Raw genomic sequence first — 12,017 nt, forward strand, 5'->3', positions numbered from 1 at the left:
TGATAGTTAGCCCCTTAAGCCAGACTTAACCAAATGTTGAGCATGTGATCAGGGCCCACTACGATCCGAGCACGACTCATCTCTTGGTGTGCACGCGGCAGCGGGATCCGTTCGGACTCGTGCGGGCGTGGCCACCCCACCTCGGTGATCAGCGGCCACCGCAGACCTGGTGGAAAGTCTCGCCCCGTAAGTACTGGGTCCATTCCTGTTCGTTGAGGGCGCGGCCCGCGATGGCGCAGATCGACGCGGGATCGGAGGGCTGGGCGATGTCCCACAACCGGACGGTGCCGTCGTTGCTCGCGGTTGCCAGCGTCGCGCCGTCGCCGCTGAAGGCCGCCGCCTGGATGTAGTCGGTGTGTCCGGTGAGGGGGGTGCCGATCTGCTTACGGGTGGCGACGTCCCAGAGCCGTACCGTGGCGTCGGAACCGGCTGTGGCCAGTTTCGTGCCGTCGGTGGTGAAGACCGCCGCGGCGACCGCGCCGGTGTGGCCGATCAGGGGCGTGCCGATCTGCTTGCGGGTGGCGACCTCCCAGAGCCGTACCGTGGCGTCGGAACCGGCCGTGGCCAGTTTCGTGCCGTCGGGACTGAAGACCATGGATACGACTGCGCCGGTGTGGCCGGGGGCCGCGCCGATCCGTGCGCGCGTGCTGACATCCCAGAGGACGGCGGTGCCGTCGATTCCAGAGGCGGCCAGTTTCGTCCCGTCTGGACTGAACGCCACGCTGTAGAGAACGCCGGGGTGACCGGTGACGATGGTGCCGATCCGGCCGCGGGTGGAGAGATCCCAGAGTCGGATGTTCGCGTCCTCTCCGGCCGTGGCCGCGAGCGTTCCGTCCGAACTGAACGCCACCGCTGAGACATCGCCGCCGGTATCGAGCACCGCCCCGATCGTGCGCTGGGTGGAGACATCCCACTGATGGATGGTGCCGTCGGATTCGGCCGTGGATAGGAGCGTGCCCTCGCGGTTGAACGCCATCGAATAGACAGAGCCGGTATGGCCCTTGAGTGGGGTGCCGATCTGCCGGTGGGTGGCGGGATTCCACAGCCGTACCGTGGTGTCGGAACCGGCCGTGGCCAGGATGCCGCCGAACGCCAGCGTGAAGACGGAGCCGCTGTGTCCGGTGAGCGGGGCGCCCGACTGCCGGTGGGCGCCGACGTCCCACAGGCGGACGGTTCCCCGGAGTCCGGTGGTGATCAGCATGGTTCCACCGGGATTGAAGGCCATCGCGGCCAGGGCGCCGGCTTGGGTGAGTAGGGGAGCACCGATTCGCTTGCGGGTCGAGATGTCCCACAGCTCGATGGCGCCGTCGCGATCCGCGATGGCCAGCGTCCGGCCGTCGGGGCTGAACACGATCGGGCCCAATGCCCCGTGTGAGGTGGCGATGGGGGCACCGAGCTGCTCCCGCGTGGCCATATCCCAGAGTCGAATGGTGCCGTCAGTACCGGCGGCGCAGAGCAGGCGGCCGTCAGCGGAGACCACCAGGGCCGAGGTGTTGCTCGTGTCACCGGGAAGTGGGCCGCCCGCGGGCTTTCGGGTGGCGACATCCCACAGCACGAGGGAGCTGTTCGCCCCGGCTATGGCCAGGATCCCGGCGTCCCGTCCGAAAGTCATCGCCGCGACGGAACCGCCACGCGCGAAAGGGCGGCCGATCGGCTGCCGGCCGGCGACGTCCCAGACTTGCCCGGTGCCGTCGGTTCCCGCAGTGATCACCTTCGTGCCATCGGGGCTGAACGCCACCGCGAGGAGGGAGCCGATCTGACCGATGAGGGGGGTTCCGAGCTGTCTGCGCGTTCCGACGTCCCAGAGCCGGGTGGCGCCGTCCGATCCGGCCGTGGCGAGCGTGGCACCGTCGGCGGAGAACGCCAGCGCGGAAACCGGACCGGTGTGCCCGGTGAGGGGCGCGCCGAGTTGCCGGTGGGTGACGGCGTCCCAGAGGCGGGCGGTGCCGTCCTCTCCCGCCGTCGCCACGGTCGCGCCGTCCGGGCTGAACACCGTCGCGCGGACCAAGCCAGAGTGGCCTGCGAAAACACCTCGAAGTGGCGAGGCCAGGACGTTGATCACCGCGTGCCGGGCTTCGTCGGTGTGGGCGTAGCTCCAGGACGTCACGGCCAGCCGGGCCGCGGTGACGATGTCGGTGCCGGCGAGGGCGACGCTCTCCGCCGCCAGTTGCCGCGACAGCGCCTCCACCCGTCCGGTCTCGGCCCGGCCGGCGGACCTGACGGCGTTGACCGCTCCAGCTACGGCGAGCAGCGCCAAGGTGATCACCGTGGCGAGGAAGATGCGGGTCAGATTCCTGCGGCGGATGACGGACCGCTCGGCTCGCGCGACGGCCTGCTCGGAGGCGGTGAGGAACTCCTGGACCGCGCCGGTCGGCGCTTGGTGGCGACCGCTACGAAGAGCAGCGTGTACGGCCTCCAGGCGGATGCCCTGATAGAGAAAGGACACATCCCTGCTGTGGTCGTCCCACATGGTGGCGTCGCCCGTCAGCTGGCCGAGCAGGGCGTGGTTGGCCTGGTCCTCCGTCAGCCAGTCGCGCAGCCGCGGCCAGGCGAGCAGCAGGCAGTCGTGACCGATCTCCGCGCCCGCCTCGTTGAGTACGATCAGCCGTTTCGCGGCGAAGGCGTCCAGGACGGCGTCGACGTCGCCAGCGTGATCGCCCGGGGCGTACAGCTCGGCCCGGCTCAGGCGGCGCCGGGCGAAGTGACCGTCGGGCGACACCAGCGTCATCCGATGGAACAGGCGGTGGGCCAGTGCCTGCCGCTCCGGAGTGAGATCGTCGAACACGGCTTCCGCGCTGGACTGTACGGCCCGTTCGACTCCGCCGCCACGGCCGTACCCGCGGATGGTGAGCCGGTCGCTGTCCCGGTTCTCCCACGCCATCAGCATCGCCTGGGAGAGGAGGGGCAGTGCGCCCGCGCCGTAGTCACCGGGCGGGCCTAGCTCGTCCAGGATGGTCTCGGCCAGTCCGGACTCCAACGTCAGGCCGGCGGCCGAGGCCGGGCCGGTGATGACGCGGCGCAGGTCGGCTCGGGTGATCCGGCCGACCACGAACTGGCCGTCGGCGAGCGACTCCGCCAGCACCCGATAGTCGGCGCACCGGTCGGCGAAGTCACCGCGCATGGCCAGGACGGCCAGACCTGTAGGCGCGGCGGTGATCGAGGCCAGCGCCGCGATGAACGCGTCCCGATGGGCGGCTTCGCCGGTGAGGGTGAAGATCTCCTCGAACTGGTCCACCAGGATCACCAGGCGCTCGGCGCCGCCACGGGCCAGCAGGCATTGCCGTACGAGCAGGTGGGCCTTGTCCGGGTGGTCGGCCAGCGCGTGACGGGTGGTGACGGGGTTCAGGTTTCCGGCGGCCGCCAGGTGGGTGGCGAGTTCGTCCAGCGGAGCCCCGGTCGGGGTGAGCAGCAGGCACGGCCACCGATCGGAGCCGGGCACCGCCAGCGAACCGCGGGTCAGCGCGGGCAGCAGGCCCGCCCGTACCAGCGAGGACTTGCCCGCACCCGACGCGCCGGTGACCATCACCAGCCCCGGCCCGGAGAGCCGCTCGCCCACCTTGCCCACCAGGCTGGCGGTCAGTCGCTCCCGCCCGTAGAAGATCGGGGCGTGGTCGGCCTCGAACGGCAGCAGCCCCCGGTAGGGGCTCTCGTGCCGCCAGCGCACCGCGCCGGAGTCGGCGGAGCGCGCCTGCCGCAGCTGGGCGAGTTCATCGCGGATGAGGACGAGCTGGTCGGACTGCTGCCGTGCTCGTTCGCGGTCGTGGCGGCGTTCCGCAGCCTGCTGCTGGAGTTCGCGCTGGATCCGGTCGGCTGTCTGCTCGATGCCGGTGAGCAGGAAGGCGAACTCGGCGAACTCGGCGCCTAGGTCGGTGAATGCCCGGGCCAGCTGGGATCGCAGGCCGCGGTTGCCGCTGTTGATCAACGTTTCCATGGTGATGCCGGCCGCGTCGATCTCGCGAAGCAGCCGGGCGATCTCGGCTCGCAGCCGCTCACTCTCGGTGTTGCCGGCGTCGAGCAGCTTGACGATCCGCTCGGACAGCTCGCGTTCGACGTCCTCGGGGCCGGGGCTGTTGGTTCGTCGGCGCAGCGCGGTGATCGAGTCGCCAATCACCTGGCTGAGAATGTTCACCCCCACCCCGGCGAGCACCTGGGCGGCTGCCACGTCCGGCTGGCCCATCGCCAGCGGAGTCAGCGCGCTGGCGCAGAGGGTGGCGAGCAGGACGGGAGGCGTCAGCCGCAACGCCCCGGACGCCGTCTGCCGCAGGACCGCCGCCACGACCCGTTCTCGCACCTCACGGGCCTGATCGTCGCTCTCTTGTGCGCTGTCGGCCGTCACCGGGGTCACCTGAACGCGTTTGGTCAAACGCTCTGAATCCGTCTATCGCAGAAATATCACCTGCTGTCCCTGGAGCGCTGGAGATCGATCAACTTTGGTCGGTGGAGGTAGCGACTTTCGGGAACCGTGGTCTGCGCGGTCGCGGCCCACAACATCGTGGCTGCTCTGGTCATGACGATGACCGCCACCCATTAGGCGGACGGATAAGCCTGCAGATTGCCGCACATGCCGGGCTTAGGGGTGGGGGAGAGCCGGGTCACCGCGCCCTGCCGCAGGTGGCTGAGATCGCCGTTCCTGAGCCGGGTCATCTGCTCGCCCGTGGCCAGCGCGGCCTTCAGGGGCCCTTCGCGCCAGCGCTGCTCGAAAGTGTCCAGCCGGGTCCGGACGATCCGGGCCGCGTGCTCGAGGAACCCCGCGAAGGAGGAGCCGTCCGCCCGCAACGCCAGAAATCCCTCGATGGCCAGGTCCCGGCGTGTCCGGACGTCGCCCGCGACGCTCTGGCCGTACCGGGCGGCGTCGGCGAGCACGTGCGGCGGGAAAGTGAAGACGGCGTCGCCGGCCTCGGGGAGGCCGCTGTTCTGCATGAGCACGATGATGCGCAGGCCGCCGCCGTTGATCAGCCGGTGCACCGTGCCGGGCGTGAACCAGACGACTGAGCCCGGCTCCAGCGGGGTCTCCTGGAAGCCGGACCAGGTCAGGGTCTGTACGCTCCCGACCCCCGCGATCACCACGTACGCCTCCGCGCACAAGGTGTGCAAATGCGGAGAACCCCCGCAGAGCCCGTCGGCGGTCGGCCAGTCATAGACGGTCAGGTCCGAGACGCCTACCCCGAACACGGATGTTCCTTCACGTACGCCTCCAGCCGGGCCCGATCCCACGCCCCGGTGGCGACGACCACCTGGTAGCGCAGGGACAGCGTCTCACCCGGCGGCAGCACCAGCACCCGATCGAACGCGATCGACGGATTGACGGCGGCGAACGGCGTCGTCCGGACGAACCAGTCGGTGCGCTGGGCGCTCAGGAACAGCAGCGTCGAGCAGCGGTCCACCTCGTCATGACGCCCGACATAAGCCAGCCAATCGGACGGCCGTCCCATCATCTCCGGCCCTTCGCCATGCGAGGCGATCACATCGCCGCCCTCGAACGACCGGGGACCTCTCCAGAAAAGACCGCAATATCCGGCCAGCGGCCGCCCGTTCGTGGTCGGGCTCCCGAAGACCAGCTCCGAGCCGCGCACATTGGTGATCGCCGTGCTGAACTCCAGCGCCCAGGAATCCTCGAGCACATCCCGGACCGCGATCGCGCGCTCCTCGTCCACCCAGTGCTCGCCCGCCTGCGTATGCCAGGTCAGCCGCTCAACCCCCGGCGCCAGGAACTCCTCATGCCGCATGGTCCCGTTGTTGGGCAGATCCACATACCCACCCTCGGACCGCACATAGCTCCCGCCACCCCAGAAATTCTCGCCGGATAAATCCGACACGGTAAGCTGCAACCCTTTATGCCAGCGATGATCATGCGGCCGATACACGCTGACCACATCCCCCGCCAACGTCCTTATAGGATGAAAAAACGGCTTCGGCGACTCGAAAACCGGCATATCCGGTTCGTAGACGTAGCGCAGGATCTCCACCCCACGCTCGGAGAAGATCAGCTCCACGTGCCTCCATCCAACCGGTGATAAAACGGATGATCAACCGTCAGATCACTACGAAATACCGGTTTCCCCATAAAAGCCGACGCGTACAGCCCAGTGATCAACTCCAGCGCCTGCCGCCCTTCGGGCCCGCTCATCGGCGGCGCCTCTCCCCGCTCGAACGCGTCCAGCAACTCCGCCAGCTGCGCCTCATGCGAGCTTGGCACATCCTCCGGCGGATTCCAGAGCGGCGACGCGGAGGTCCAGTCCGCATTGCGATAGCCGTACAAATGACGCAGTTCCACCGTCGCGGCGCTGAAATCGAACCGCAGGTAACTCTCCTCCCGAGGGGACAGCACGCTGTTCACCACCGACGCCATCGCTCCAGAGGAGAATCGCACGATGGCCATGGACACATCCTCGGTCTCCACCCGCCGATCGAGCGTCCCGGTCATCGCCCGCACCTCGGTCCACTCCCCGAGCACCGAAAGCAGCACATCCATCTGATGGATCCCGTGCCCCATCGTCGGCCCGCCGCCCTCGGTCTCCCACTTCCCCCGCCACGGCACGTCGAAATACGCATGATCCCGATACCAGGCGGTCACGCACAACGCGACCAGCGCCCGCCCCAGCTCCGGCGCGATCGCCCGTAAATGCCGCACCCCCGACCCGAACCGATGCTGCGAGACAACAGACGCGAACGCATCCAATTCAGCGGATGAAATCAGGTCGTACTCCGCCAGCGACCGGCACACCGGCTTCTCGATCCACACCCACGCTCCCGCCCGCAGGCACTCCACCGCCTGCGCCGCGTGCAGATGCGGGGGAGTGCAGATATGCACCAGATTCGGCCGCTCCCCCGCCAGCATCGCCTCCAGCGAGGTGTACGCCACCGGGATGCGGTGCTCCGCGCAGAACGCCTTCACCCGCGCCTCGTCCACGTCCACCGCCGCCACGACCTCGGCCCGGTGCGCCTGCGCGCGCAACGCGGGCAGATGGCACGCGCCCGCGATGCCGCCCGCGCCGACGATCGCTACCCGAATCATCCCGATCACCCCGATTTAATTAGAAAGCCGTGATCTGGACAGCCGCAGCGGTGAGTCGCCTGATCGGTGGCTATGCGGCTGTCTATGGGACGGGTTTCTGGTTAATAAGTGGAACCGGAAGGGCGCCCACGCTCCCAGGGGCGCCCTCCCGGAGTCAACGGTTATCTGACGACGATGGTCGTCAGAGAACGCGGCTGCAGGGTCACCGGGCGGTGGCCGTGCTTGCCGGGCAGGACGGTCGGAGCCAGCGAGTTTCCACCATCGGTCAGGTAGAGGGTGGCCTTGCCGGACTTCGTCTTGAGGGTGGTGCTCACGGCGGCCGTCCCCGTGTTCAGGATCTCCACCACCTCGGAGCCGTCCTTGTTGCGGAACGCCGACACCCGCAGCGCCGGGTCGCTCGCCGTGATCCCGAGCCGCACCGCGTCCGGCCGGATGAACCTGCTGTACGCGGCCAGCGCCCACAGCCGCTTGGACACGGCGTAGGTCTGGTTGGGCACGTCCACCTGCAGCAGCGCCCGGGTCGCCCCGCGCGAGGCCCCGAACCAGTAGACGTAGGCGGAGGCGTTGCCCAGCGTCATCGCGTCATGGATGGCGGAGGCGATGGTGAACCCGTCCCAGCCGCTGCCGTCGTCCCACGCCTCGTTCCAGGTGTCGCCGTTCGGGTTCCACTCCGACATCCACACCGGCCGGTTCGTCGGCAGCGGCGCGTCCACCGGGCTGGCGTAGGTGTGGCCCGCGTGCACGTCCACGTAGCGCCGCGCCACCGGGTCGGCCTCGATCGCCGCCGTGTACGCCTTGGACTCGTTCCACCCGAAGGAGTCGCAGCAGACCAGGTTGAGCCCGGCCTGGCGGGCGTACGGACCCATCACCCGGACCATCTCGGCCGCCTGGGCGGGGGTGAAGCGCATGGAGGCGTAGACGGCCGTCCAGTCGGGCTCGTTGGTGAACCCGATGTCGGTGATCTTGATGCCCTCCTGCTTGTAGAACTTCGCGTACTGCACCAGGTATTTGGCGTAGGCCGTGCGCCAGTCGCCGCTGGCGCAGGTCACCCCGGTCAGGCCGCACAGGCTGCCACCGTTGCTGTCGGAGCCGTTGTCCTTCATGTAGCCGGGCGCGCTCCAGGCGTCGGCGTAGAAGCGCTTCACGCCGTACCGCTTGGCTTCCTTGGCCAGCCAGACCTGGCCGCCGTCCTTGCCATCCCAGACATAGTTCGGTGTCGCGTCAGGACCGCCGGGGTCGACCGGCTGGATCGATTCCATCAGGTCATAGGGGCTGCCGGTCGGCGAGGAGCCGATGCCGAGCCGCAGGATGCTGACTCCCGCGCCCTTCTCCTTGCTCAGCCAGAGGTCGAGGATCTCGCGCTGCTGCTGCGGGGAGAGCTGCTCGATGAGCTCCATCCGGCGGAACGCCTGCGAGCTTCCGAATCCATCGATCTTCTGATGAACCGTTCGGTAGTCGACCTCGATCCTGGATCCATGGGAAGCGCTTTCCGCACCGGCGGGCGTGAACCCCGCCAAGGGTAAGGCCAGGATCGGAACGAGTAGTGCCTTGTGACGTCGCGACATGCGGAGACCCGCTTTCCGAAAGTTTCACAAGATTACCGAGACTTTTCGTGTCACGTAACGTAGATGTTGCCGGTCAAGCCCGTCAACCCGTGACTCGACGGACGGTAGGCCTTACGCGCTCAGTTGCGTCAGAGTGCCCAGCCGTAGAGCCACGTCACGAAAATCATTCCGATGCCGGCGGGCAGGATGGTGATCGCGGGGGCGCGAAGCCGGAAGGCGGCCACGATCGACAGGGCGGCGGAGGCGATGGCGAGCAGGCCGTACCAGACGATCGCGGGGGGCACGCCGATGCCGAGCGCGTTGGGGCCGCCCGCCATGCCGGTCAGGCTGAGGGCGGCGAGGCCGCCGAAGGCGAGGCCGGTGAGACCGGCCAGCGCGGTGTAGCCGCCGCCGCGGCGGACGGTCAGCGCGCCGCCCAGGAGTTGCACGGCGGCGGTCAGGAGGAACAGGCCCAGGGGGGCGAGCACCCAGGGCGCGCCCAGCGCCGTGTACCCGAGCATGGTCAGATGCAGCTCGCCGGGCTTCAGGTTCTCGTGCGGCCGCTGTCCCGCGTCGCAGGGCGTCTTGGCCCCCGGATCGTTCAGGAAGGCCGTCACGGTCTCCCGGCCGCAGCGGCTGGACAGGAACACGCCATGGCCGACGCCGGCGAACTCGGCGAACCGCGCGTTCGGCAGGTTCTGGATCGCGGCCCTGGCCGTCTCCGGCGGGGTGGTCGGGTCGTACTGCCCGCCGAGGACCAGCACCGGCGCCTCGGTGGTCGCGTTCTCCGGCCGCGAGCCGGTCAGCCGCCACTGCGCGCACACCGCCGCGTCCGCGGCCACGGTGATCAGGCGCTTGTCCGCGAAGGTGTTGGAGGGCGCCTCGTCCTGGCACTGGACCGCGTAGTACTCGCCCCACTCGTGGCTGGTGAGCGCGCCGCCGGCCTGGTCCACCAGCGGGCGCAGCAGCGTGTAGTCGCCGTCGGCGAGCCCGTCCACCAGCGCGGGCACGATCGGCACCACGTCGGTCTCCCGGAGCGCCTCGCCGATCAGCGTGGCCACGTCGTCGCCGGTCAGCCGGACCTCGACCGGGGTGTCGGTCACCGGGTCCCGGATCTCCACCTCGGCCGGGGTCCGGTTCAGCCGGGCGACCATCGCGTCGAACCGGTCGGTGACGCCGAGCTTGGCGATCGACCCGCGCAGCGACGGCACGGCCTGGTCATACCAGGGCGTGGACTCCGGCAGGTACGAGTCGAGCACCACGCTGCGGGTGCCCTCCGGATCCATGGCGGCGGCCAGCAGCATCGCCCGGGTCGAGTAGCTGATCCCGAGCAGGTTCCACTCGGGGTAGCCGAGCGAGTGCCGCAGGTCCACGATGTCGGCCGCGATCTCCTGCGTGCGGTAGCCCTTCAGGTCGGCCTTGAGCCGGGCCCGGCAGGTCGCCGCGGCCACCGTCACCTCGTCCGGGCGCGAAGCTTTCAGACCGGCCACGATTCCGGTGGCTATTTCCGGACACTCCAGCCGGGGCTCGGAGTAGCGCCCGCCGCGCTGTTCGATCACGATGACATCCCGGCCGGGGGCGAGCTCGGCCAGCGTGCCGATCAGTGGCAGGGCGGCGGAGCCGGGGCCGCCGCTGGCGAAGACCAGGGGCGGCTGGTCGCCGCCCGCGCGGCGCACGGCGAAGCCGACCTTGACGGTGGCGCTGCCGAAGACGTCCCTGCGCTCGGGCACGAGCATGAAGCCGCAGGTCGTGGCGGCCGGCACCGGGACCGGGCAGGGTCGGTCCTCAATGCCGCCGTCGGCGTGGGCCGGGCCGGGTAGGCCAAGCGAACCGATGACCGCGAGGGTCACGGTCAAGAGCGTCGTCCACTGGCGCACCGGTTCCGCCTCTACTGCCCAGATCCGTACTGATCGGATGTCTCGCGTCGACGTACGAGATTTCCGACGATCACGGCAGAACCCTAGCGTTCCCGGCCGAGTAACAGCTCCACAACGACCGTTGATCCCGTGGTAAAGCCGATGTAACCTCAGCGCCATCGATGGAAACTATCGGATAAATATCGAAAGTTTCAAAGACCGATCCCGTGGTGGCGTGCGGCCCCCGACCCCCTCGCCGCCGCGATAAGACGGAAGGGAACCACCAATATGTCGTTGACTCGACGCGGAGTGGTCACACTGGCAGCGAGCGCGTTACTCCTGGCGGGCTGCGGCTCATCGGGAAGCGAGGAACCCGCGGCCGGTGGCAGTGCTGCGGCCCAGGAGAAGGTCACCGTGGAGTGGTGGCACATCCAGAACATCGAACCCATGGCACCGGTGTGGGACGCCATGGCCAAGGAGTACATGGCCGCGCACCCCAACGTCACCATCAAGGTCACGCCCTTGGAGAATGAAGCTTTCAAGGCGAAGATGACCACCGTCGCCCAGTCGGGCGAATCCCCTGACATCTACCAGACCTGGGGCGGCGGCGTGCTCCAGCAGCAGGCCGACGCGGGCATCGCCAAGGACATCACCGCGGACATCGCCTCCTGGGCCGACACCATCACGCCGGCCGCGGCCGCCGCGTACAAGCTGGGCGGCAAGACCTATGGCGTGCCGTACGACATCGGAATGGTGGGCTTCTGGTACAACAAGGCGCTGTTCGAGAAGGCGGGGATCACAGCGCCACCGGCCACGTGGGGCGAGTTCATCGAGGACGTCAAGAAGCTGAAGGCGGCCGGGATCACGCCACTGTCACTCGCCGGTAAGGCGAAGTGGCCGGGCCACTACTACTGGGCCTACCTGGCGATGCGGGTCGCCGGCCTGGACGCGCTCAAGCAGGCGGCGGCCACCAAGTCCTTCGAGAACCCCGACTTCGTCACGGCCGGGCAGAAGCTGAAGGAACTCGCCGACCTCAAGCCGTTCCAGAACGGGTTCCTCGGCGCCAACTACGACACCCCCGACGGCCAGGCCGCGACCATGGGCAACGGCAAGGCCGCCATGGAGCTGATGGGCCAGTGGGCGCCCACCGTCCAGAAGGACACCTCCAAGGACCTCGGCGACGACCTCGGCTTCTTCCCGTTCCCGATGGTCGAGGGCGGCAAGGGCTCGGCCACCGACGCGTTCGGCGGCGGCGGCGGCTTCGCGGTCGGCGCGGACGCGCCCCCGGCGGCGGTGGACTTCCTGAAGTTCATCCTGTCCCCGGAGAACCACCGCAAGGAGATCGGCACCGGTGCGATCCTCCCGGTCATCAAGGGCACCGAGGACGCGGTGTCCAACCCGCGGGGCAAGATGGTGGCCGAGACGCTGGCCGCGGCGACCGACTTCCAGCTCTACCTCGACCAGGCCTACCCGCCGGCGGTCGGCCAGCAGGTCAACGACTCCGTGGCCGAGCTCATCGCGGGCACGAAGAGCCCCGAAGAGGTCGTCAAGGCCATCACCGAGACCGCTCAGTCGGAGTAACGGCGTAGTGGCTACGACGAA

Annotated in this window: 7 protein-coding genes; 1 reads left to right on the top strand and 6 read right to left on the bottom strand. The window is 68.9% G+C overall.

Going from position 1 to position 12,017, the window contains the following annotated elements:
* Nucleotides 1-148: 148 nt before the first annotated feature.
* From Amac_RS24660 to Amac_RS24685, 6 genes are all read right to left on the bottom strand, one after another.
* Nucleotides 149-4,363, bottom strand: coding sequence for an NACHT and WD repeat domain-containing protein (locus Amac_RS24660; RefSeq protein ID WP_155356770.1), 4,215 nt, complete (start codon nucleotides 4,361-4,363; stop codon nucleotides 149-151).
* A gap of 164 nt (nucleotides 4,364-4,527) precedes the next feature.
* Nucleotides 4,528-5,172, bottom strand: a complete 645-nt coding sequence (locus Amac_RS24665; protein WP_155356771.1) for a cupin domain-containing protein — start codon at nucleotides 5,170-5,172, stop codon at nucleotides 4,528-4,530.
* Nucleotides 5,160-5,993, bottom strand: a complete 834-nt coding sequence (locus Amac_RS24670) for a DUF6807 domain-containing protein (RefSeq protein ID WP_246268652.1) — start codon at nucleotides 5,991-5,993, stop codon at nucleotides 5,160-5,162. Before Amac_RS24670 ends, Amac_RS24665 begins: the two co-directional genes overlap by 13 nt.
* The gene (locus tag Amac_RS24675; RefSeq protein ID WP_155356772.1) at nucleotides 5,984-7,015 is read right to left on the bottom strand and encodes a Gfo/Idh/MocA family protein; all 1,032 of its coding nucleotides are present in this window, start codon (nucleotides 7,013-7,015) and stop codon (nucleotides 5,984-5,986) included. The genes Amac_RS24670 and Amac_RS24675 overlap by 10 nt, the downstream gene beginning before the upstream one ends.
* Before the next feature lie 161 nt (nucleotides 7,016-7,176).
* The gene (locus Amac_RS24680; RefSeq protein ID WP_155356773.1) at nucleotides 7,177-8,580 is read right to left on the bottom strand and encodes a glycoside hydrolase family 30 protein; all 1,404 of its coding nucleotides are present in this window, start codon (nucleotides 8,578-8,580) and stop codon (nucleotides 7,177-7,179) included.
* A 128-nt stretch (nucleotides 8,581-8,708) separates the two neighbouring features.
* The gene (locus Amac_RS24685) at nucleotides 8,709-10,409 is read right to left on the bottom strand and encodes an alpha/beta fold hydrolase (RefSeq protein ID WP_170322626.1); all 1,701 of its coding nucleotides are present in this window, start codon (nucleotides 10,407-10,409) and stop codon (nucleotides 8,709-8,711) included.
* Between the two features lie 294 nt (nucleotides 10,410-10,703).
* On the opposite strand from Amac_RS24685, the gene Amac_RS24690 reads away from it, so the two are divergent.
* A complete protein-coding gene (locus Amac_RS24690) occupies nucleotides 10,704-11,996 on the top strand; it encodes an extracellular solute-binding protein (protein ID WP_155356775.1) in 1,293 nt (430 codons plus the stop codon).
* The last annotated feature ends 21 nt before the right edge of the window (nucleotides 11,997-12,017 follow it).

The sequence above is a fragment of the Acrocarpospora macrocephala genome, from assembly GCF_009687865.1.
GTDB classification, from domain to species: domain Bacteria; phylum Actinomycetota; class Actinomycetes; order Streptosporangiales; family Streptosporangiaceae; genus Acrocarpospora; species Acrocarpospora macrocephala.